The 21,627-nt window shown below is 64.9% G+C and carries 18 protein-coding genes and 1 tRNA gene; 11 read left to right on the top strand and 8 right to left on the bottom strand.

Annotation, left to right across the window (positions count from 1 at the left end; translation table 11 throughout):
• Positions 1-9: 9 nt before the first annotated feature.
• The 7 genes from WHZ77_RS15315 to WHZ77_RS15285 all read right to left on the bottom strand — a co-directional run bounded on the left by WHZ77_RS15315 (position 10) and on the right by WHZ77_RS15285 (position 7,417).
• Positions 10-975: an FkbM family methyltransferase gene (locus WHZ77_RS15315; RefSeq protein WP_375314373.1), complete on the bottom strand. Its 966-nt coding sequence runs from the start codon at positions 973-975 to the stop codon at positions 10-12.
• The gene (locus WHZ77_RS15310; RefSeq protein ID WP_375314372.1) at positions 975-2,171 is read right to left on the bottom strand and encodes an NADH-quinone oxidoreductase subunit D; all 1,197 of its coding nucleotides are present in this window, start codon (positions 2,169-2,171) and stop codon (positions 975-977) included. Before WHZ77_RS15310 ends, WHZ77_RS15315 begins: the two co-directional genes overlap by 1 nt.
• A gap of 2 nt (positions 2,172-2,173) precedes the next feature.
• Positions 2,174-2,788: an NADH-quinone oxidoreductase subunit C gene (locus WHZ77_RS15305; RefSeq protein WP_375314371.1), complete on the bottom strand. Its 615-nt coding sequence runs from the start codon at positions 2,786-2,788 to the stop codon at positions 2,174-2,176.
• 11 nt (positions 2,789-2,799) lie between these two features.
• Entirely contained in the window at positions 2,800-3,381 is a 582-nt protein-coding gene (locus WHZ77_RS15300; RefSeq protein ID WP_371090238.1) for an NADH-quinone oxidoreductase subunit B family protein, read from the bottom strand.
• The gene (locus WHZ77_RS15295) at positions 3,378-3,743 is read right to left on the bottom strand and encodes an NADH-quinone oxidoreductase subunit A (protein ID WP_375314370.1); all 366 of its coding nucleotides are present in this window, start codon (positions 3,741-3,743) and stop codon (positions 3,378-3,380) included. The genes WHZ77_RS15300 and WHZ77_RS15295 overlap by 4 nt, the downstream gene beginning before the upstream one ends.
• Before the next feature lie 706 nt (positions 3,744-4,449).
• Positions 4,450-6,702: a TonB-dependent siderophore receptor gene (locus WHZ77_RS15290; protein ID WP_375314369.1), complete on the bottom strand. Its 2,253-nt coding sequence runs from the start codon at positions 6,700-6,702 to the stop codon at positions 4,450-4,452.
• A gap of 199 nt (positions 6,703-6,901) precedes the next feature.
• The gene (locus tag WHZ77_RS15285; protein WP_375314368.1) at positions 6,902-7,417 is read right to left on the bottom strand and encodes a MarR family winged helix-turn-helix transcriptional regulator; all 516 of its coding nucleotides are present in this window, start codon (positions 7,415-7,417) and stop codon (positions 6,902-6,904) included.
• Between the two features lie 181 nt (positions 7,418-7,598).
• Here WHZ77_RS15285 and WHZ77_RS15280 point away from each other — a divergent pair, with 181 nt between their 5' ends.
• The 4 genes from WHZ77_RS15280 to WHZ77_RS15265 all read left to right on the top strand — a co-directional run bounded on the left by WHZ77_RS15280 (position 7,599) and on the right by WHZ77_RS15265 (position 10,728).
• Positions 7,599-8,789, top strand: coding sequence for a Rieske 2Fe-2S domain-containing protein (locus tag WHZ77_RS15280; protein WP_375314367.1), 1,191 nt, complete (start codon positions 7,599-7,601; stop codon positions 8,787-8,789).
• Positions 8,790-8,849: 60 nt separating this feature from the next.
• A complete protein-coding gene (locus WHZ77_RS15275) occupies positions 8,850-10,145 on the top strand; it encodes a spinster family MFS transporter (RefSeq protein WP_375314366.1) in 1,296 nt (431 codons plus the stop codon).
• A gap of 142 nt (positions 10,146-10,287) precedes the next feature.
• Positions 10,288-10,491 carry a hypothetical protein gene (locus WHZ77_RS15270; RefSeq protein WP_375314365.1) on the top strand — a complete coding sequence of 68 codons (204 nt, stop codon included), beginning with the start codon at positions 10,288-10,290 and terminating at the stop codon, positions 10,489-10,491.
• A gap of 160 nt (positions 10,492-10,651) precedes the next feature.
• Positions 10,652-10,728, top strand: a tRNA-Asp gene (locus WHZ77_RS15265).
• A 149-nt stretch (positions 10,729-10,877) separates the two neighbouring features.
• On the opposite strand, the gene WHZ77_RS15260 is transcribed toward WHZ77_RS15265, so the two are convergent.
• Positions 10,878-12,314 (bottom strand): hypothetical protein, encoded by a 1,437-nt coding sequence (locus WHZ77_RS15260; RefSeq protein WP_375314364.1) that lies wholly within the window; start codon positions 12,312-12,314, stop codon positions 10,878-10,880.
• Positions 12,315-12,679: 365 nt separating this feature from the next.
• Between WHZ77_RS15260 and WHZ77_RS15255 the strand changes: the two genes are divergently transcribed.
• The 7 genes from WHZ77_RS15255 to WHZ77_RS15225 all read left to right on the top strand — a co-directional run bounded on the left by WHZ77_RS15255 (position 12,680) and on the right by WHZ77_RS15225 (position 21,445).
• Complete coding sequence (locus tag WHZ77_RS15255; protein WP_375314363.1) at positions 12,680-13,009, top strand: HU family DNA-binding protein; 330 nt, start codon at positions 12,680-12,682, stop codon at positions 13,007-13,009.
• A gap of 119 nt (positions 13,010-13,128) precedes the next feature.
• Positions 13,129-14,379 carry a peptidase T gene (pepT, locus tag WHZ77_RS15250; RefSeq protein ID WP_375314362.1) on the top strand — a complete coding sequence of 417 codons (1,251 nt, stop codon included), beginning with the start codon at positions 13,129-13,131 and terminating at the stop codon, positions 14,377-14,379.
• A 232-nt stretch (positions 14,380-14,611) separates the two neighbouring features.
• Complete coding sequence (locus WHZ77_RS15245; RefSeq protein WP_375314361.1) at positions 14,612-14,977, top strand: hypothetical protein; 366 nt, start codon at positions 14,612-14,614, stop codon at positions 14,975-14,977.
• A 55-nt stretch (positions 14,978-15,032) separates the two neighbouring features.
• Positions 15,033-16,307, top strand: coding sequence for a divalent metal ion exporter subunit IhpA (gene ihpA, locus WHZ77_RS15240; RefSeq protein ID WP_375314360.1), 1,275 nt, complete (start codon positions 15,033-15,035; stop codon positions 16,305-16,307).
• On the top strand, positions 16,304-17,281 hold the full coding sequence (gene ihpB / locus WHZ77_RS15235; RefSeq protein ID WP_375314359.1) for a divalent metal ion exporter adaptor subunit IhpB: 978 nt from the start codon (positions 16,304-16,306) through the stop codon (positions 17,279-17,281). Before ihpA ends, ihpB begins: the two co-directional genes overlap by 4 nt.
• Positions 17,274-20,483 (top strand): efflux RND transporter permease subunit, encoded by a 3,210-nt coding sequence (locus tag WHZ77_RS15230; RefSeq protein ID WP_375314358.1) that lies wholly within the window; start codon positions 17,274-17,276, stop codon positions 20,481-20,483. The genes ihpB and WHZ77_RS15230 overlap by 8 nt, the downstream gene beginning before the upstream one ends.
• 2 nt (positions 20,484-20,485) lie before the next feature.
• Entirely contained in the window at positions 20,486-21,445 is a 960-nt protein-coding gene (locus WHZ77_RS15225) for a cation diffusion facilitator family transporter (RefSeq protein ID WP_375314357.1), read from the top strand.
• The last annotated feature ends 182 nt before the right edge of the window (positions 21,446-21,627 follow it).

The raw sequence follows: 21,627 nt of genomic DNA, 5'->3' as shown, positions 1-21,627 counted from the left end.
CTCAATCTCTCACTGCATGCGGCGCGCGGTTTTCGCATTCAGGGCATTGATCCTGTCCTGCCAGAATGCGCTTGCGGTGCCGAAAACGTTGTAGCCGACGTGGGTCGAGACCTTGATGCGATCGAGGATCGACAGCTCGGTCACGGTCTCCATCCGGTTGGTGCGCGGATCGAACACGATCAGCTTGAGCGGGGTCTGTTCGAGGATATAGCGCGACACCGCATGAGAGCGGTCGCTGCCGTGCTCCTCGCACATGATGACGCTGTCGGCCTGGAGCAGCCGGGCGCCGCCCTTGATCGCCTCGATCTCGACGCCTTCGACGTCGAGTTTGATCAGATATTTGCCGGTGGCTGCGACCTTGCCGTCGTCGATCAGATTGTCGAGCGCGATGACCGGCACGTCCTCGCCGCCCGCCGACGCGCCGCCGGCGATGCTGAAGGCCTCGTGCTTGGTGCCGGACAGCCGCGCGGTGCCGCGGGCCGCGCCGATCGCGCATTTCATCGTCTCGAAGCGGCTACCGTTGACGCGGGCGTTGTTGGCGAGCTTCGGATAGTTCTGCCCCGACGGCTCGATCGCGATCGCCTTGTGCGAGCCGAACGGCCTGCTCGAGACCAGCACCGACCAGTAGCCGTAATTGGCGCCGCAATCGAGCAGCGTGTAGTCGACGTCGATCGAGTTCGCGAACAGCAGCTCCAGCTCGTCCTCGTAATTATAAGAGCGGTTGAGCAGCTTGCTCCAGTAGCCGTCGCCATAGGGGAATTCGAACACGGCGTCGGGATTGAGCCTGATCGCGATGTTGCGCTCCGGCAGCGTCTTGCGCAGTAAATTGGCGCAGGCGATGTAGCCCATATGCGAGAAGTGCGACGAGATCTTCGATCCCGTCACCAGCGCCAAGGCAGCCGTCCGCTCCCACAGGTTGGCCCCTTCGAGGGCCCCCGAGGCACGGTCAAACTGGATTGGCGCCTGCTGGCCCATTACCGATCGACCTCTCCGAACACGATGTCGAGCGAGCCGAGGATCGCCGAGACGTCGGCGAGCAGATGGCCGCGGCAGATGTGGTCCATCGCCTGCAGATGGGCAAAGCCCGGCGCGCGGATCTTGCACTTGTACGGCTTGTTGGTGCCGTCGGCGACGAGATAGACGCCGAACTCGCCCTTGGGCGCCTCGACCGCGGCATAGACTTCGCCGGCCGGCACGTGAACACCTTCGGTGTAGAGCTTGAAGTGGTGGATCAGCGCTTCCATCGAGCGCTTCATCTCGCCGCGGCGCGGCGGCGCGACCTTGTTGTCCTCGACGACGACGGGGCCCTTGCCGTCGGGCGCGTTCAGCTTCTGGATGCACTGCTTCATGATGCGCACGGACTGGCGCATCTCTTCCATGCGGATCAGATAGCGGTCGTAGCAGTCGCCATTCTTGCCGATCGGAATGTCGAAATCCAGCTCGGCGTAGCACTCATAGGGCTGCGACTTGCGCAGGTCCCAGGCCGCGCCCGAGCCGCGCACCATCACGCCCGAGAAACCCCACTCCCAGGCTTCCTTCAGCGGAACCACGCCGATATCGACGTTGCGCTGCTTGAAGATGCGGTTGGCGGTGAGCAGGCGATCGAGGTCCTCGACCACTTTCAGGAACGGATCACACCAGGCCTCGATGTCGTCCACCAGCTTCTGCGGCAGGTCCTGATGCACGCCGCCGACGCGGAAGAAGGCTGCATGCATCCGGCTGCCCGAGGCACGCTCGTAGAACACCATCAGCTTCTCGCGCTCTTCGAAACCCCACAGCGGCGGGGTCAGCGCGCCGACGTCCATCGCCTGCGTGGTGACGTTGAGCAGGTGCGAGAGGATGCGGCCGATCTCGCAATAGAGCACGCGGATCAGTTGGCCCCGGCGCGGCACCTCGATGCCGAGCAGCTTTTCGGCCGCCAGACAGAAGGCGTGCTCCTGGTTCATCGGCGCGACGTAGTCGAGCCGGTCGAAATACGGGATCGCCTGCAGATAGGTCTTCTGCTCGATCAGCTTCTCGGTCCCGCGGTGAAGCAGGCCGATATGGGGATCGACGCGGGCGACGACCTCGCCATCCAGTTCAAGCACAAGACGAAGAACGCCATGCGCAGCCGGATGCTGCGGTCCGAAGTTGATCGTAAAGTTGCGAAGCTGTTCGGGTTGCTCGTTCATGATCAGACCTTCGGCCCTGCTTTTTCATCGCCCGGAAGGATCGGATAGTCGGCTCCCTCCCAAGGAGACAAAAAGTCGAACTTGCGGAATTCCTGGTTGAGCCTGACAGGCTCGTACACCACGCGCTTCTCCTGGTCGTCGTAGCGGACCTCGAGGAAGCCGGTGGTCGGGAAATCCTTGCGCAGCGGATGGCCCTCGAAACCGTAATCGGTGAGCAGGCGGCGCATGTCGGGATGGCCGACGAAGATCACGCCATAGAGGTCGTAGGCCTCGCGCTCGAACCAGTCGGCGCCGGGGAACACCTCGATCAGCGACGGCACCTGGGTGTTTTCGTCGGCATGGGCCCTGAGCCGGATCCGCGCGTTCAGCGTCGGGGACAGGAAGTGATAGATCACGTCGAAGCGCTTCTCGCGGTCCGGATAATCCACCGCCGTGATGTCGGTGAAGTTGATGAAGCGGCAGTTCGGGTCATCGCGGAGGTACTTGACCACCTCGACGATCTTCGCGGCCTCGACGTCGACCGTGAGCTGGTTGAAGGCGACCGCATGACCGATGGCGGCGCCGGGAAGCGCGCTCACGATCGTCTGCCCCAGGGCGTCGAGCTTGGCGTCGTCCATGACCTTAAACCTTAGCGTTCGATGGTGCCGGTACGCCGGATCTTCTTCTGCAGCAGCAGCACGCCGTAGAGCAGCGCTTCCGCCGTGGGCGGGCAGCCCGGCACATAAATATCGATCGGCACGATGCGGTCGCAGCCGCGCACGACCGAATAGGAATAGTGATAATAGCCACCGCCATTGGCACACGAGCCCATCGATATGACGTAGCGCGGCTCCGGCATCTGGTCGTAGACCTTGCGTAGCGCAGGCGCCATCTTGTTGGTCAGCGTGCCCGCGACGATCATCACGTCGGACTGGCGCGGCGAGGCCCGCGGTGCGAAGCCAAAGCGCTCGACGTCGTAGCGCGGCATCGACACCTGCATCATCTCGACCGCGCAGCAGGCGAGACCGAAGGTCATCCACATCAGCGAGCCGGTGCGCGCCCAGGTGATGAGGTCGTCGGTCGCGGCGACGAAGAAGCCCTTGTCGGACAGCTCCGAATTGACCTCGAGAAAGAACGGATCATTGGCTCCGACCGGCTTGCCGGTCGACGGATCCAGGATGCCCTTGGGGGCCGGCGCGAGGACCGGACCGGCCGATGGTGCTGGGTTCAATCCCATTCGAGTGCGCCTTTCTTCCATTCATAGGCGAACCCGACCGTCAGTACGCCGAGGAACACCACCATGGACCAAAAGCCGGTCGCGCCAAGCTTGCCGAACGCCACGGCCCAGGGAAACAGGAACGCCACCTCGAGATCGAAGATGATGAAGAGAATGGCGACCAGATAGAACCGGACGTCGAACTTCATGCGGGCATCATCGAAGGCGTTGAAACCGCACTCATACGCCGACAACTTTTCCGGATCGGGCTGCTGGAACGCCACGATGAAGGGTGCGATCAGCAGCACGAGGCCAATGATGCCCGCGACCGCTATGAAGACGACGAGTGGAAGATAGTTCTGCAGAATGCCGCTCATTGACGAGCCCTTTTTCCCGCAGCCTCGGGACAGCCACGGATTCGTCCAATTTGGAATTGTTCTGAGCCTTAGCGCAGTGCACCAATGGGCGCAAGACACGCTCTTTTTAGGCCCTTTGCCGCCCCCAGAACGGTGGAAACCCCGGAATCACCCGGCGCTGGTATGGAGCAGATCGTCCGACCCAGCAAGGGTCGCCACGGTTTTGCAGGGCAGCACTCCCGAGATCGCGGCGCATAGGCCGAGACAGCTCCTTGCTGCGTATCGTCCGCGGAAAATACCCGGTTCCTTGCGTGCGGCAGCGCACCCAAACGCCGACGATGACCCACACCGGGGCTCCAACTGTCACCCAGGCGACATACTGGCCGCCCCTCCCCCGGAGCAGCGCTGCTGAGAGACCGGTGACGGTCGCGGCCGCCAGCAGGATAGGTGCAGCGAAGACACGTATCCACAGGCACGAGCGCTCAGACGAGCCATGCACCAGGACGGGACCGGGGCTCGCCTGGCGAATGCGTCGTCCCGCCAGATATGTTTCAGCGTCCGGGTGGATCGACCGCGAGCGCGGCGGCTGCACCTTGGCTTCGGCGTCGCGCGCCGCGCTCGCATGAGCTTCGGGCCGGGGGGCATGGCCCGGGAGCTCATCGATCACGTGGTGGAAGACGAACGGTGGCCGGTCAGGTTCTCAAGCTGGCCTCCCCTCGCCTGCTCCCTACCATCTGTAGGAGACGCTGGCGGTGACGCGCCGGCGGTCGCCGTAGAAGCAGGAGGATTCCGAGGCGCAGCTCGCGACATAGATCTTGTCGGTCAGATTGATCACGTTGACGGCCGTGCGCCAGTTCTGCCATTCGTAGTGGACCGCAAGATCGCCGAGCACCACCGCGGGGACCTCGAGTGTGTTGACGGCATCGGCCCAGGAGGAGCCGACATAGCGGACGCCGCCGCCGAAACCGAAGCCTTCGAGCGGTCCGTCCCTGAAAGTGTAGTCCGCCCAGCCCGAGACCAGCAGCTCGGGCGTGTTGGTCGGTGCCTTGCCGATCACCGACGGATCGATATCCTTGCTGTTGAAGAGATGGTAGGCCGTGAACGCGCCGATCAGCTTCAGTTCCTTCGTGGCATTGGCCACCGCTTCAAGCTCGATACCGCGCGAGGTGACCTCGCCGGTCTGGTTCTGCAACGTAACGATGGCGCCCGGCGCGGCGGACGGCACGTTCTGGCGCTTGAGGTCGAACAGCGAGGCGGTGAAGTAGCCGTCGAATCCCTTGGGCGCGACCTTCACGCCGATTTCGGCCTGCTGGCCGGTCTCCGGCAGGAACAGCTGGTTCGCGGCGTTGAGGCCGATGATCGGATTGTAGCTGGTCGCATAGGAGATATAGGGCGCAATGCCGTTGTCGAAATTGTAGATCAGCCCTGCCCGCCCGCTGAACTTTCTGTCGTCGCGCTGGCCGACGGTGGCGCCGGTGTCACGGGCAGCCTGCGTGGTCTCGACCCAGTCGTTGCGGCCGCTCAGCACCAGCGTGAAATTGCCGAGCTTCATCTGGTCCTGGAGATAGGTGCCCGCCTGCTTCTGCGTGATCTGGAAGTTGCGGAACGGAGCGGTCGGCAATGGAGTCTCGGCCGCACCGTAGGCGGGATTGAGGACATTGATCGAGGGCACACCGAACCCGAAGGCCTGATAGTCGTCGATCTGGTAGCCCTTCAGGTCGACGCCGAACAGCATGGTGTGCTTCACCGGACCGGTGTTGAAGCGATACTCCAACTGGTTATCGAGATCGGCCTGGTTGGCGGTGTCCTTCGCATACCAATTGTAGCGAGCGAGCGTGGCCGTATTGGCGTTGTCCCAACCGCTGCCGACGTAACCGCGATAGGTCAGGTCGACATGCGCGAAGCGCGCATTCTGCCGAAACGTCACATCGTCGGTGAGATTGCGCTCGAACTGGTAGCCGAGCATCTCCTGCTCGCGCGTGAACTTGTCGACACCGGGATCGCCGGCGAAGAAGCTGGTCGGGATCTTGCCGAACGGCGCGCTGGTCACCGTGCCCTGATAAGGCAGGAAGTTGATGCCGCGGGTGTCGGTCTTCGACGCCGAGGCAAGGACCGTGAAGGTCGTATCGGCGTCCGGCTTCCAGGTGAACGACGGCGCGATGAAGTAATTGTTGTCAGGCGTGAAGTTGACCTGGGTGTCACCATTCCTGACCTCGCCGACGACGCGGTAGAACAGCTTGCCGTCCTGGGGCTGCGTGGCGACCGGGCCGCCGACGTCGAAGCCGACATAGGCGTTGCCGAAATTGTTGACGCCGGTCTCGATGGTGCGGACCGGTTCGGCCGGGGGCAGCTTGCTGATGACGTTGACGATGCCGCTCGGGCTCGAGCCGCCATAGAGCACGGCGGACGGACCGCGCACCACTTCGATCCGCTCCATGTTGGACGGCGGAAGCCGCCAGCTCGCATAGGCCGTGTAGAACAGCTGCATGCCGTCGAGGAACAATCCGATGTCGTCGGATTTGAAGCCGCGGATCAGCCACCAGTCGTTGCGCGTATCGGCGCCGAAGGTGCCGGCGCGCACGCCGGCGGTGTAGCGCAGGGCTTCGTCCAGCTTGGTCGGCTTCTGGTCGCGGATCTGCTCGGCGCCGATCACCGAGACGGACTGCGGCGTCTGCATGATCGGCGTATTGGTTTTGGTACCCGACGAGCTGCGGTTGGCGACGTAGCCGTGCACCGGACCGCGCGGCGTCTCGACGAAGCCGACATTGCGCTGCGGCTGCGGCTTGCTGTTGTTGGCGCTTTGCACCGTGCGCTGCGCACGGCGCGGCGCGCTCGAGGCTGCGCGGCGGCGCGCGTCCGGCGCGGTGACGGTGACCGACGGCAGATTCTGCGCGCCGCTCTGCGTCGACGATTGGGCCAGCGATGCCTGTGGCATCAATACGAAAGCGGACGCGGTCGCCAATACGGCTGACCGCAACATAGCAAGACTGTTCAACGCGCACCCCAAGATGTCTGTCTGCGTGCGTCATGCCGTCGTTCCCCCGACGGCAAGCGCTTGCGGCGACGCTTATGGGAGGGCGCGCAGATTCCCTAATTGAAAAGGTCTTAGAAGCAGTCTTGGAAAGATTCTTAGAAGAACTCTTGGAAGCGATCCAACATGTCCGGAGATTGCCGGCAGATCAGCGCGAATGCTTTTCGGATTCGAGCAGCTTCTCGGCGGTCGCCGTGAGACGGTCGATCTGCGCCAGCAGCGTCTCGAACTCGTGCGCGCTCAACTGTTCCAGCAATTGCCGATTGCGATCCTGCGCGCCTTCGACGATCACGTCATGCGCGGCGAGCCCTGCCGGGGTCAGCGAGACCAGCACCTCGCGGCTGTCCTTCGGGTTCGCCGATTTCGCGATCAGCTTGCGCGAGACGAGCTCAGCCAGCGCGCGGCTAATCTGTCCCTTGTCCTGGCCGACGGCTTCGGCAAGCCGTGCCACGCTCATCGGCGGCCGCCGGCCGAGCGAGGCGACGAGACCGAACTCGACCGAGGACAATCCGGCGAGGCGCTTGTAGCGCAGGATCGCGCCGCGCTTGAGCAGATTGGCGAGCACCATCAGCCGTGACGACAGCATCACGGTGATCGGCGCCGGCGAATGGCTTTCGTCCGCGTCGGGCGATGCGCGCCCGTCCCCGCTCGGTGTCTTGCTCATGATCCACCTCTGCCAAGAAAGCCCGGGCGTGCCAAGCCCGGTTGACCGGCGGAGGTGCGACTATCCAAATACAACTCAAAGATGTTTTGAAATTCGTTGACATTGTCATCGAATTATTTTTCATTGACTTAACAAACAAGACGATCGGGCCCGCCTCGCGGCCCGCGGCGGGAGGAGCAGTATGACGATTACCCAGCGGGATCGCGATCTCGGCACGGCCTATGAGATGAAGCCGGCGAACACGCGCACCGAGCTCACCTCGGTCGTGCGCGGCACGCCGATGGGCGAGCTGCTGCGCCGCTACTGGCATCCGGTCGGGCTCGTCAGCGACGCCAACGACACCCCGAAAAAGGTGCGTGCGCTCGGCGAGGATCTGATCCTGTTCCGCGACAAGCATGGCCGGGTCGGCCTGTTGCACGCCCGCTGCTGCCATCGCGGCACCACGCTCTACTATGGCAAGGTCGAGGCGGACGGCATCCGCTGCTGCTATCACGGCTGGAAGTTTGACACCGAGGGCCATTGCCTGGAGCAGCCCTGCGAGCCCGACGGCGGCGCGTTCAAGGACAAGGTGCGCCAGCCCTGGTATCCGGTCGAGGAGCGCTACGGGCTGATCTTCGCCTATATGGGCCCGGCCGAGAAACGCCCGGTGCTGCCACGCTACGAGTGCCTGGAAAACATGGACGACGGCGAGTTCGTCGAGGCCGACGATTCCTCGATCGGCGGCGGCGGCCCTGCGGTCATTCCCTGCAACTGGCTGCAGCACTTCGAGAACGTGGTCGATCCCTATCACGTACCGGTGCTACACGGCTCGTTCTCGGGGCCGCAGTTCACCAACATGATGGCCTCGATGCCGGAGGTGACGTTCGACAAGACGCCGCGCGGCATCGCCGTGCGCTCGATCCGCAAGCAGGACGACGGCAAGGTGTTTTACCGCGTCACCGAAGCGGCGCTGCCCACTCTGCGCGTCGTGCCCAATCCGCGCGTGGCGCAATTTGCCCGCGTCGAGTCGATCGGCTGGACGCTGCCGATCGACGACACGTCCTTCCGCATCTATGTCGCCGGCCGCGTCAAGACATCAGGCGACATCGGCCGGATGCGGTCGAAATTCAACGGCAAGTTCTGGTGGGACATGACGGAGGCCGAGCACCAGCAATTCCCCGGCGATTACGAGGCCCAGGTCGGCCAGGGCGCCGTGACCGTGCACTCCGAGGAGCATTTCGGCCAAAGCGACCGCGGCATCCTGATGATCCGGCGTATGCTGGGCGAGCAACTGGAAGCGATGGCCGAGCACCGCGACCCCATCGGCGTCTCGTTTGACGCAAGCGCGCCGCCGGTCGAATTCGAAGCGGGGAATTACATCCGCGAGGGCTGATCTGCCAGTTCGAATGAGAACTGGACCGACAACGACAGCAAAGACAAATTGGGGGATGCGATGGTCGATGTGACGTCACAAGTGTCGGTGCCAACGGCCGCCGCGGCAAAGCCCCCGGCGCGGCGCTATTACGTGCTGGGCCTGCTCACCATCATCTACGCGCTGAATTTTCTCGACCGCACGATCTTCAACGTCCTGATCGAGCCGATCAAGAAGGAGTTTCAGCTCAGCGACACCATGATGGGCCTGCTCGCGGGCTTCGGCTTCGCGCTGTTCTATTCCCTGCTCGGCATCCCCATCGCGCGCGTCGCCGACCGGCTCAACCGGCGCAACATCGTCGCCATGGCGTTTGCGTTCTGGAGCGCGATGACGGCGCTGTGCGGCGCGGCCTGGAGCGTGACCTCGCTGGCGCTGGCGCGCATCGGCGTCGGCATCGGCGAATCCGCGGGCTCGCCCGCCTCGCAGTCGATCGTGGCCGATCTCTTCACCAAGAACGAGCGTCCGCGCGCGCTCGGCATCTACGCCATCGGCACCTATCTCGGCGTCTTCCTCGGTTATTTCATCGGCGGCTACGTCAACCAGCACTATGGCTGGCGGATGGCCTTCTACGTCGCGGGCCTGCCCGGCATCCTGATCGCGTTGGTGCTGTGGCTTACGATCTCCGAGCCGAAGCGCGGCGCGATGCAGGAGAGCTTCGTGCCCGAGCCGCTCGGGCCGACGCTGCGCTTCCTGGCCTCGCAGCGCAGCTTCATCATCGTGCTGATCGGCTTCTGCCTCACCACCTACACCAATTACGCGACCGCGGCCTGGATCCCGCCCTTCCTCGCCCGCGTGCACCATCTGTCGAGCGCCGAGATCGGCACCTATGCCGGCACCTTCAAGGGGCTCGCCGGCATGGCCGGCACGCTGTTCGGCGGCTTCGTGGTGGCGCAAATCAGCCGCCGCGACGACCGCTGGAAGCTGTGGGCGCCCGCGATCACCTCAGGGCTCGCCGGCCCGGTGTTCGCGCTGTGCATGCTGACGCAGGATTTCGCGATGATGGTCGCCATGCTGGCGCTGACCTCATTCCTGGTCGGCTTCCATCTCGGCCCGATCTTCGCGATCGCGCAGACCGTGGCCAGGCCGAGCATGCGTGCGCTCGCCTCCGCCCTCATCGCGCTCACCGCCACCTGCTTCGGACAGGGCGTCGGCCCGCTCGCCGTGGGCGTGGTCAACGACGCCCTGAAGGGCAGTTATGGCGCGGACGCCGTGCGTTATTCGCTGCTTTCGGCCGCAGTCACGACCATTCTGGGCGCCCTTCTGTTCGTCTGGGCCGCCCGTACCATCCGGGACGATATCGGCCGGGCCGCCGCCTGAGGCCCACTCCGCCCGCAAGCCTGGCGAAACCAACCGGGCGTAGAAATGAAACCATTTTGCGGAACCCGCGAAACCATCCGGAAACAGATGGTCCTTAAGACATGAGCCCATAGACGGCGGCAAAGCCCGTCGGGAGGCTCAGATGAACCACTCCATTCACTCTGCTGATCGTGCGACCCACCTCAAGATCGTGGTGGTGGCGCTGGTTGCCGGCATCGCAGTGGCCGGTTTCGGGATTGCTGCCCGTACCAACGCCGATTACAGCCAGACCGCCCAGTCGACCCACATGATCAAGGCCGGCAAGCCGGTGGTGGTGACGAGCGCGGGCACGTCCGAGATTCGCTGAAACGCTCCATTTCCGGGCTGACCAATGGCCGCCTCCGGGCGGCCTTTTCGTTTTCCAAAGCAATACTTAGCCGGGGCGCGCCGGCAAAGCGCAACGTCCTTGACTTCACCAAGCCCCGCCTTTAAGTCCCCCCTCGTTCCGCGCGCTTTCAGCGAACCACGCGGGAGTAGCTCAGTTGGTTAGAGCGCCGGCCTGTCACGCCGGAGGTCGCGGGTTCGAGCCCCGTCTCTCGCGCCATTTCATGGCGGAATATCAATCGTTTAAATTGATCCGATCCGGGCCTTTCGACACCAAGGTGTCAGGAAAGCCGGCCCCTGACACTTTTTGTCCGGTTTCGTTCGCGCCTTCTCGTTCACACGCATACCTCGACTCATGACCGGGCCCCGCTAACGGGTATCCTTTGGAACGGAGACGATGATGTCTGCCTTGCGATAGTAAAGCGCCACGCAGGCCGTGTGCACCGTGATATCCACCCCGAACACGACGGACGGCCGGAATGCGTGACCTGCAACGGTGACGATGGGGGCGGAATCCACCGTAAAATAGCGGTCACGCGCGCGGCTCTCATCGAGGAACGGCACGAACGATGCCCATTCGCGGCGGATCATGGTTGCCGTTGCGCTGAACCAAATCGACACCACGATTATCAGCGCGAGAGCGATCGGGGCGAACGACGCGTTGGAGGCCAGTTGCGGGGGCAACATCGATCGCGATATGCTCACGGTGCAGGAGACGATCAGCGCCGCCGCGAAGGCAACCAGGATCAGCAGCTGGTTCTGCGCCCGTTCCACCAAGGGTGTGCCGGTCAGGAACACGTGCAGGGCATTCTCAAGATAGCCGCACAAAAAGCAAATGACAGCAATGCCGAGCGGAAGCACGGCATTGATTCGGACCTTCTCCTTGTCTGGTAAGAACGCCGTCACAGCACCGACCAGGATGAGCCAGCCGATGATAGACGGCGCCAGCAGAAGTTTGCCAAGAAAGCGGAAATAACCGTCAAAGCCAAGGCGGAGCGCCTGGCCGAGGTGCCATGCATCCGAGACCGTGGCCGCGCGAACGCTGTTGCCGGGGGCCGCGACGACAACCAGCCAGCCCACAACGGCGGCGACGACGATGACGGCGTGACGGCCGAGTTCAGGCGGCTGGCCAAAGGCGTACCTCCCGGCGAACGAGGACGCCAGGATCGCGATGATCCAGACTGATGTGAACTCATTGCACATGGCGGCGAAAAATACGCCCGCCGTGATCCATTTCGTCGCGGCAGCAGAGAACGCCCGGTCGCGCCACAACGCGTCGAAACACTCGCCGAGCACTACGATCGTCATGGCACCCGGAGGTCCATAACAAATGACGGCCGGCAGCCAGTAGAGCAGATCATGCACGCTTGGGGTTGCCCCCGCGATTGCGGCGGGCAGTGCCAGCATGAGCGCCAACAACTGAATGCCGCTCACGGAGCGCCAGGCGCGGGCCACCGCGAGCGCGCAGCCCGCGACAAGCAGCACCCCGAATGCGACCAACGTGAGCGAATAGGCCTGCAGGATGCTGATCCCGGTCGTCTTGGCGATCGCAGCGGGGAACTGCAGCACGAGCAGCGGCACCACGCGCCCTGACAGCCTCTGATAGTAGCCCGCAACCGTCTGCACGAAGCCATCACGGACGTAGAGGAACGCAGCGCAATAATCGTCATTCTCCGGTGAGGCATAGATTGCCAAGGTTCCCAGACAAACCAGGAAGGCAGCAGGCACAAGCGCCGCCAACATCCACGCACCGGTGTTTTGCAGCAACCGGCCGCGCTGGCCGGTGGCATTCGCGATCCGCAGCAATATTTTTCCCCAAAAGGTAGAGCTCATCTTGTAACACACTACAAGAGAGCGCAACCAAAGGATGTTCAAAGGAACGAGATACAATCTTATTGATGCGACGCGGGGGCGATCAAAGTGAGGCATGCCGTGACCGCATGTCATGGAGGTCACAGGTTCGAGCCCCTCTCTCGCGCCATTTAGCAATGCGTCCATAGTCTGGGCCTTCCCGGCGCCTGTCGCATTAGCGGCAGATTCTGGCGCACGTGCGCACCTTCGAACCCGCGGCATGGTCAGCCCGCGCCCGAATCGTCTACGCCTTCAAGGACGAGAGGGATCCCCGCGCTTTCCGGCTTTTCCGGGCTTCCCCGTCATTGAGGAGGCCAGACATGGCTAAGAAGGATTCGGCCAAGAAGGATTCGGCGAAGAAGGCAGCCGCACCCGCCACCATCACGCTCAAGCACCTCGCCGCCGACATTGCGGACAGCCAGGAGCTCTCGAAGAAGCGCGCCGAGGCCGTCCTGACCGACATGGTCGAGCTGATCACCAAGCACCTCAAGAAGGGCGACCGGGTCCGCATCGTGGGCCTCGGCATCCTCCAGGTCCGCAAGCGCGCGGCCCGCACCGGCCGCAATCCGGCCACTGGCGAAGCCATCCACATCAAGGCCAGCAAGAAGGTCACCTTCCGCCCGGTCAAGGAACTGAAAGAGGCGATCTGAGCGGTTACCTTTCGTTAAGCCTGATCCGCGCCGTTCCGGCCGCAACGCGGCCCGCTTTTCTGCTATACCGCCTGCTTCCCCAAGCCCTGCTTCCCCAAGACCCGGCGGTTTGACCAGACATGTCCTCCCTCAGCTTCACGCATACCGTGACCGAGCGCTTCCTGCGCTACGTCACCATCGACACCCAGTCCGATCCGGAATCCCCCAGCTCGCCCTCCACCGAGAAGCAGAAGGATCTCGGCCGCGTGCTCGTCACCGAGCTTAGGGACATCGGCGTCGCCGACGCCCATCTCGACGACTACGGCTACGTCTATGGAACGATCCCGGCCAACACCGACAAGAAGGTGCCGGTGATCTGCTTCTGCTCGCACATGGACACCTCGCCCGACGTCACCGGCAAGGACGTCAAGCCGCAGGTCGTGAAGAACTATCGCGGCGGCGACATCACGCTGCAGGGCGATACCAGCCAGGTGATCCGCTTCGCCGAGCATCCGGCGCTGAAGAACCAGATCGGCAACGACATCATCACCACCGACGGCACCACGCTGCTGGGCGCCGACAACAAGGCCGGCGTCGCCGAGATCATGGATGCCGCGCATTTCTTCATCAACAACCCCGATGTGAAGCACGGCACCATCAAGATCCTGTTCACGCCCGACGAAGAGATCGGCCGCGGCGTCGACAATGTCGACATCAAGAAGCTTGGCGCCGATTTCGGCTACACCATGGACGGCGAGAGCGCCGGCTCCGTCGAAGACGAAACCTTCTCGGCCGACGGCGCCACCATCATCATCAACGGCGTCAGCGCCCATCCCGGCTATGCCAAGGGCAAGATGGAGCACGCGATCAAGATCGCGGCCGCCATCGTCGAGCGGCTGCCGAAGGAAGGGTGTTCGCCCGAGACGACGTCGGGCAAGCAGGGCTTCCTGCATCCGATCGGCATCGACGGCGCGCTGGAGCAGGCGACGCTTTCCTTCATCGTGCGCGACTTCACCGAGGAAGGGCTGAAGGAGAAGGAAGTCCTGCTCGAGACCATCGTCAAGGACGTGATGAAGGACTATCCGCGCTCGACCTACAGATTCGAGGTGAAGGAGCAGTACCGCAACATGAAGCAGGTGATCGACCGTCACCCGCACATCCTCGAATACGCCATCGAGGCGATCCGCCGCGCCGGCCTGCGCCCGATGCGCACCGCGATCCGCGGCGGCACCGACGGCTCGCGCCTGTCCTTCATGGGCCTGCCCTGCCCCAACATCTTCGCCGGCGAGCACGCGTTCCACTCGCGTCTGGAATGGGTCAGCCGTCAGGACATGGAGAAGGCGGTGCAGACGATTGTGCACCTTGCGATGATTTGGGAGGAAAAGGCGTAGCGACGCAAAATAGTCGCGGGCCTCCCCGAACGATCCGGTGCGAGGCACGTTGCCGCTTCAAGTCCCAACCATCAAAATTGTGAGCACAAAAGGCCTCAGCCGGTCAGCCCCGGGCTGGGGCCTTTTCGCGTCTTGCCGTGCGACATCGAGTTCCCCACACGTAACACTATTGCGGGTCGACACTATTCCGGCCGCCATGCTACCGCAGGCGGATCAGGAACCCGAGACCGCAGTGATTTCGATCGGCCGCCGCACCAGCTTTTGGAACCTGCGCAACTGGCGCGGGCTCGTGGCTATGCTCGTCGCGGTGATGTATCTGCTGTCGGGCGTGCTTCACGGCGCACACGACATCGATGTCACCAGCCCCTCGGGCGGGTCGGAGATCGCCTCGATCCTAGACGATGGCGCCACCGGCCATGGCGATCACAAGGCGCCCGGCGGCCACCACTGCCATGGCTGCTTCTCGATTGCCGTCGCACAGCCGCTGCAGTCCGGAGCGGCGGCCGATATCGTCGCTGCACCGATCGCGCAGCGCGAGCCTGCCCTGATCGGCATTGCGCCCGACACCGACTTCCCGCCTCCCAAACATCTGACCTGAACTGATCAGCCGGGCGCCCGCGCGCCCCCGATGCTATTGTTCACAGGTCACCTTCATGTCTTGCAGACGGACTGCCGCGCGCCTCGCGTGCGCGATGGCGATTCTCGTTGGCCCCTGGCTGACACAGCCCACTCACGCCCAGACGCTGACGATGCGCGCCGCGCTGTCGCGCGCGCTGGCCGCCAGTCCGCGCCTGACGGCGGCGGAACGCGATGTCGGCATCGCGACGGGCCAGCGCATCCAGGCGGGCGCGCTCCTCAATCCGGAACTGTCCTATGAACAGGACAACTCCCTCGGCTCGGGCATCTATCGCGGCACCAGATCGGCCGAGACCACGCTCCAGATCAGCCAGGCCTTCGAGCTGTTCGGCAAGCGTGACGCGCGGATCGCCGCGGGCGCGGCCGGCATCGAGGTCGCCGCGATCCAGCGCAAGGCCGTCAGGCTGGAGGTGCTGTCGGAGACCGCGATCGCCTTCCTCAGCGTGCTCGGTGCGCAGCGCCGCATCCAGATCCTCGACGAGCAGATCACCGCAATCGACCGGCTGACGCCGCTGCTGCGCCGCCGCGTCGAGGCCGGAGCCTCCTCCCCGGCCGAGACCGGCCGCGCCGAGGTCGCCTCGGCCCTGGTGAAGGCCGACCGCGAACGCTTCAAGGCGACGCTGGCGAGCGCCCGGCGCGAGCTTGCGGTGCTGATGGGCGATCCCGCCGCAAAGTTCGGTGAGGTCTCCGGCCGGCTCGACACCATGGGACGGCCGCCGACGTTCCAGTCGGTCGTCGCCGCCATCGACGCCAATCCGCAGCTCGTGCGCTGGACCGCGGTGTATGCCCAGCGCAATGCCGAGCTGTTGATGGCGCGCCTCCGGCCCTATCCCGACGTCCGCATCGCCGCCGGCTGGCGCCATTTCAACGAGACCAATGACGATGCGGTGCGGCTCTCCGTCTCGGTGCCGATCCCCGTGTTCGACCAGAACCAGGGCAACATCCTCTCGGCGCAGGAGAGCCTCGCCAAGACCAGGGCGGAACGCGAGGCTAATCGCAACACGCTGATCGTCATCGCCGGCCGTGCCTACGACTCGCTGCAGGGCTCGCTGCGCGAGCTCGCGGTGCTGCGCGAGACCGCAATCCCCAAGGCGAGCGAAGCGGCCGAAGCGATCTCGCAAGGCTACGGCCAGGGCCGCTTCACCCTGCTCGAAGTGCTCGATGCCCAGGCCAGCGTGTCGCAAGCGCGGCTGCGCGAGCAGGAGGCGCTGCAGAACTTCCACGCCGGCGTTGCCACCATCGAAGGCCTCGTCGGCAATCCCTTCGCGCTGGCCCGGGAGAGCGCACGATGAAGATCTCCTCCACCATTCTCGTCGCCATCCTCGCCGCCGCGCTCGGCGCCTACGGCTATGCCCTGCTCGCCCCGGCCAAGGTCGCGCCGACCGAGCATGCCGCGGACAAGAAGCCGGAGAAGCCGAACGACCATGTCGAGCAGGACGAGCACGGCGCCGACCGCATCCGCATCTCCGACGTCAAGCTGGCCGCCGCCGGCGTAACGCTGGCCGAAGCCGCGAGTGCCACGCTGACGGACACGCTCGCCTTCAACGGCATCCTGCGCGCCAATCAGGAAGCGGTCGTTCAGGTCACACCCCGCTTTCCCGGAATTGCAAAGTCGCTTCCGAAGCGCATCGGCGACAGGGTCGGCAAGGATGATCTGCTCGCCACCATCGAGAGCAACCAGAGCCTCACCGTGTACGAGCTGAAGGCGCCGCTGGCGGGCACCGTCATCGAACGGCAGATCTCGCTCGGCGAATATGCCTCCGAGCAGAAGCCGGCCTTCGTCGTCGCCGACCTCACCAGCATCTGGGTCGACCTGTCGGTCTACCGGCAGGACCTCCGGCGCGTGCGCCTCAACGACGAGGTGCTGATCGATCCGGACGACGGGCGCGGCGAGATCAAGGGCACGATCTCCTACATGGCGCCGATCGGCAGTAGCGAGACCCAGACTGCGCTGGCCCGCGTGGTGCTGCCAAATCCCGATGGCCGCTTGCGTCCAGGCCTGTTCGTCACGGCGCGGCTGATCCTCGCCGCCCGCAATGTCGCGGTCGCCGTGCGCCGCAGCGCGATCCAGACGCTGGAGAACAGGACCATCGTGTTCGTCCGCGAGGACGGCGACAAGATCGAGGCGCGCCCGGTCGAGCTCGGGGATGCTGATCCAAAATTCGTGGAGATCCGCGCCGGTCTTGCCGCGGGCGAGCGCTATGTCGCCGAGAACAGCTTTGTCGTGAAGGCCGAGATGGGCAAGGGAGACGGCGACCATGATTGACGCCCTCCTCACCTTCTCGGTCCGCCAGCGCTGGCTGGTGGTGCTCCTCGCGCTCGCGGCCGGCGCCTTCGGCGCCTGGAATTTCACCCGCCTGCCGATCGACGCCGTGCCCGACGTCACCAACGTACAGGTCCAGATCAACACGCGGGCACCCGGCCTGTCGCCGCTGGAAGCCGAGCAACGCATCACCTTCCCGATCGAGACCGCGATGGGCGGCCTGCCCAAGCTCGACTACACCCGCTCGATCTCGCGCTACGGGCTGAGCCAGGTCACCGTCGTGTTCCAGGACGGCACCGACATCTACTTCGCGCGGCAGCTCGTGAACGAGCGCATCCAGCAGGCCAAGGATCAGCTTCCTGTTGGCACCGAGGTCGCGATGGGGCCGCTCTCGACCGGCCTCGGCGAGATCTACGTCTATTCGGTCGAGGCCAAGGCCGGCGCGAAGTCGCCGACCGGTGCCGAGTTCACGCCGACCGAGCTGCGCACCATCCAGGACTGGATCATCAAGCCGCAGCTGCGCACCGTTCCCGGCGTGATCGAGGTCAACTCGATCGGCGGCTATGAGCGGCAATTCCACGTGCTGCCGGTACCCGGCCGGCTGATGGCCTACAAGCTCGGCTTCCGCGACATCATGACGGCGCTCGCCGCCAACAACGCCAATGTCGGCGCCGGCTATATCGAGCGCAACGGCGAGCAATATCTGGTGCGCGCGCCCGGCCAGGTCGCCGACATCGCCGACATCCGCGACATCGTGATCGGCTCGCGCGGCGGCGTGCCGGTCCGGATCCGCGACGTCGCCGAGGTCAGCGAGGGCCACGACCTGCGCACCGGTGCGGCGACGACAAACGGCAGCGAGACCGTGCTCGGCACCGCCATGCTGCTGATCGGCGAGAACAGCCGCACGGTCGCCCAACGCGTGAAGGCCAGGCTCACGGAGATCGCGAAATCGCTCCCCGACGGCGTGATCGCACGCGCGGTCTACGACCGCACGCATCTGGTGGAAGCGACCATCCAGACCGTCGAGAAGAACCTCGTCGAGGGCGCCGCGCTGGTGATCGCGGTGCTGTTCCTGATCCTCGGTAACTTCCGCGCCGCGCTGATCACCGCCTGCGTCATCCCGCTATCGATGCTGTTCACGATCACGGGCATGGTCGAGAGCAAGGTCAGCGCCAACCTGATGAGCCTCGGCGCGATCGATTTCGGCATCATCGTCGACGGCGCGGTCATTATCGTCGAGAATTGCCTGCGACTGCTCGCCGTCGAACAGGACCGCCGCGGCCGGCTGCTGTCGCTGGAGGAGCGGCTTGAAACCATCCGTGCCGGGAGCAGCGAGGTGATCAAGCCGAGCCTGTTCGGCACCCTCATCATCGCCGTCGTGTATCTGCCCGTCCTCACCCTGACGGGGACCGAGGGCAAGATGTTCACGCCGATGGCGCTGACCGTGCTGATGGCCCTCGCGGGCGCAGCGCTGCTGTCGGTGACGTTCGTTCCGGCTGCGGTCGCGATTGTCGTCACCGGAAAGGTCTCGGAGCAGGAGAACATCTTCATGCGGGCGGCCAAGCGGGTCTATGTGCCGCTGCTCGACCGTGCCATCCGATATCGCCGCAGCGTGGCGTTCGCCGCCGTCCTCATCGTCGCCGGCAGCCTGTTTGCCGCAACGCGCATGGGCGGCGAATTCATCCCGAGCCTGGACGAAGGCGACATCACCATCGAGACCATCCGGATTCCCGGCACCAGCCTGACCCAGAGCGTCGACATGCAGCTTCGGCTGGAGAAGGCGATCAAGCAGGTGCCGGAAGTGGCGACCACTTTCTCGAAGATCGGCACCGCCGAGATCGCCAACGATCCGATGCCGCCGAACGTCGCCGACACCTATGTCACGCTGAAGCCGCGCGACGAATGGCCCGATCCCGCCAAGCCGAAGGACGAGGTGGTCGCCGAACTCGAACGCGCCGCCAACACCCTGCCCGGCACCGCCTATGGCATGACCCAGCCGATCCAGATGCGCTTCAACGAGCTCATCGCCGGCATCCGCAGCGACGTTGGCGTCAAGATCTTTGGCGACGATCTGGACGTGCTCGCGGGCATCGCCCAGCAGGTCAACGGCGTGGTCCGCGGCATCGAGGGCGCAGCCGACGTCAAGACCGAGCAAATCGCCGGCCTGCCGATCCTCACCGTCAAGCTCGACCGCCCGGCGCTGTCGCGCTACGGGCTCAGCATCGGTGAGGTGCAGAACCTCGTCGAGATCGCGATCGGCGGCAAGCCGGCTGGCAAGCTGTTCGAGGGCGATCGCCGCTTCGACATCGTGGTCCGCCTGCCCGACAGCCTGCGCGCCGATCCGGACGCGATCAAGTCGCTGCCGATCCCGCTGCCTCCGGGCGAGGATGTAGCGGCCGTCACGAAAACCGTATGGCCGGGCGCGAACGCGCCGCTGCGGTACGTGCCGCTGTCCTCTGTCGCCACGATCGAGGTCGCGCCGGGCCCGAACCAGATCAGCCGCGAGAACGGCAAGCGCCGCGTCGTGGTGATGGCCAATGTCAGGGGGCGCGATCTGCGCTCGTTCGTCGCCGAGACGCAAGCCGCCGTCGCCGAGAAGGTCAAGCTGCCGCCGGGCTACTGGATCGGCTGGGGCGGACAGTTCGAGCAGCTGGTCTCCGCGACCAAGCGGCTGACGATCGTCGTCCCGGTGGCGCTGCTGCTGGTGTTCCTGCTGCTGTTCATGGGCATGGGATCGATGGCCGATGCGGCGCTGGTATTCTCCGGCGTGCCGCTGGCGCTCACCGGCGGCGTCGCGGCGCTGCTGCTGCGCGGTATCCCGCTGTCGATCAGCGCCGGCGTCGGCTTCATCGCGCTGTCGGGCGTCGCCGTGCTCAACGGTCTCGTCATCATCGCCTTCATCGAGCGGCTGCGCAGCGAGGGGCGGCCGATCGCCGAGGCCGTGCGCGAAGGCGCGCTGACGCGGCTGCGGCCGGTGCTGATGACGGCCCTCGTCGCCTCCCTCGGCTTCGTGCCGATGGCGCTCGCGACCGGTGCCGGCGCCGAGGTGCAGCGGCCGCTGGCGACCGTCGTGATCGGCGGCATCATCTCCTCGACCGTGCTGACACTGCTGGTGCTGCCGGCGCTCTATTTGCTGTTCCGCCGTGACGTCACGCGCGAAACGCCTACAATGGCGCCTGATTTGGCCGCGTCCGGGGAGCGCTAGAAGTGGGCAGCCACGACCATCACGACCATGCCGGCCACGCGCATGATCACGGGCACGGTCACGACCACGGCCACGCGCATGTCCATGCGCCCGCCAGCTTCGGCAGGGCGTTCGCGATCGGCATCACCCTCAACACCGCGCTGGTCGTGGCCGAGGCGGTCTACGGCTATATCGGCAACTCCACCGCTCTGCTCGCCGACGCCGGCCATAATCTGTCCGACGTGCTCGGCCTGGTCGTGGCCTGGGGCGCATCGATCGCGGCGCGGCGCGCGCCTAGCGGCCGCTTCACCTACGGCTTTCGCGCCTCCACCATCCTCGCCGCGCTTGCCAACGCGGTATTCCTGCTGGTCGCGACCGGGGCGATCGGCTGGGAAGCGATCTTGCGGCTGCGCGAGCCGGAGCCGGTGTCAGGTGTGATCGTGATGGTGGTCGCCGGCATCGGCATCCTCATCAACGGTTTCACCGCGCTGCTGTTCGCGCGCGGGCGCAAGGACGACATCAACATCGAAGGCGCCTATCTGCACATGGCGGCCGACGCCGCGGTCTCGCTCGGCGTGGTGGTCTCGGCGGCGCTGATCATCTGGACCGGCTGGCTCTGGCTCGATCCCGTCACCAGCCTCGTGATCTGCGTCACGATCCTCTGGAGCACCACCAGCCTGCTACGCGGCTCGATCGACATGTCGATGGCGGCGGCGCCCAAGGGTACCGACCTCGCCGCGATCAGGGCATTTCTGCTGGAGCGGCCGGGCGTCTCCGCGATTCACGATCTCCACGTCTGGCCGATCTCCACCACCGAGATGGCGCTGACCTGCCATCTCGTGATGCCCGCGGGAGCCGCCGATGCATTCCTGATGGAGACCGCGCAGCTGCTGACGGCGTCGTTCCGCATCGGCCACACCACGCTTCAGGTCGAGACGCATCCTGACAATGGCTGCGCGCTGGCGCCGGATGATGTGGTGTGAGGGGCTGGTCGCCCCAATCTCCGGTGTCATCCCGGACAAGCGAAGCGCCGATCCGGGATCCATAACCACAGGAAGTGGTTTGGTGAAGACTCGGAGTTACCGGCTTCTCGCCGCAACTTCTCCCTGTGGTTATGGGTCCCCGCCTTCGCGGGGACGACACCGAGGGTGTGGCAGGCGTTGAG

The organism is Bradyrhizobium sp. A5 (assembly GCF_042076515.1).
Classification (GTDB): domain Bacteria; phylum Pseudomonadota; class Alphaproteobacteria; order Rhizobiales; family Xanthobacteraceae; genus Bradyrhizobium; species Bradyrhizobium cosmicum.
This window is presented reverse-complemented; position numbering and strand designations above follow the sequence as displayed.

Coding starts and splice junctions, on each gene's coding strand:
- WHZ77_RS15315 (WP_375314373.1), bottom strand. CDS start 975: ATGGGCCAGCAGGCGCCAATCCAGTTTGACCGTGCCTCGGGGGCCCTC.
- WHZ77_RS15285 (WP_375314368.1), bottom strand. CDS start 7,417: ATGAGCAAGACACCGAGCGGGGACGGGCGCGCATCGCCCGACGCGGAC.
- WHZ77_RS15270 (WP_375314365.1), top strand. CDS start 10,288: ATGAACCACTCCATTCACTCTGCTGATCGTGCGACCCACCTCAAGATC.
- WHZ77_RS15295 (WP_375314370.1), bottom strand. CDS start 3,743: ATGAGCGGCATTCTGCAGAACTATCTTCCACTCGTCGTCTTCATAGCG.
- WHZ77_RS15305 (WP_375314371.1), bottom strand. CDS start 2,788: ATGGACGACGCCAAGCTCGACGCCCTGGGGCAGACGATCGTGAGCGCG.
- WHZ77_RS15255 (WP_375314363.1), top strand. CDS start 12,680: ATGGCTAAGAAGGATTCGGCCAAGAAGGATTCGGCGAAGAAGGCAGCC.
- pepT (WP_375314362.1), top strand. CDS start 13,129: ATGTCCTCCCTCAGCTTCACGCATACCGTGACCGAGCGCTTCCTGCGC.
- WHZ77_RS15290 (WP_375314369.1), bottom strand. CDS start 6,702: ATGTTGCGGTCAGCCGTATTGGCGACCGCGTCCGCTTTCGTATTGATG.
- ihpB (WP_375314359.1), top strand. CDS start 16,304: ATGAAGATCTCCTCCACCATTCTCGTCGCCATCCTCGCCGCCGCGCTC.
- WHZ77_RS15230 (WP_375314358.1), top strand. CDS start 17,274: ATGATTGACGCCCTCCTCACCTTCTCGGTCCGCCAGCGCTGGCTGGTG.
- WHZ77_RS15310 (WP_375314372.1), bottom strand. CDS start 2,171: ATGAACGAGCAACCCGAACAGCTTCGCAACTTTACGATCAACTTCGGA.
- WHZ77_RS15275 (WP_375314366.1), top strand. CDS start 8,850: ATGGTCGATGTGACGTCACAAGTGTCGGTGCCAACGGCCGCCGCGGCA.
- ihpA (WP_375314360.1), top strand. CDS start 15,033: ATGTCTTGCAGACGGACTGCCGCGCGCCTCGCGTGCGCGATGGCGATT.
- WHZ77_RS15280 (WP_375314367.1), top strand. CDS start 7,599: ATGACGATTACCCAGCGGGATCGCGATCTCGGCACGGCCTATGAGATG.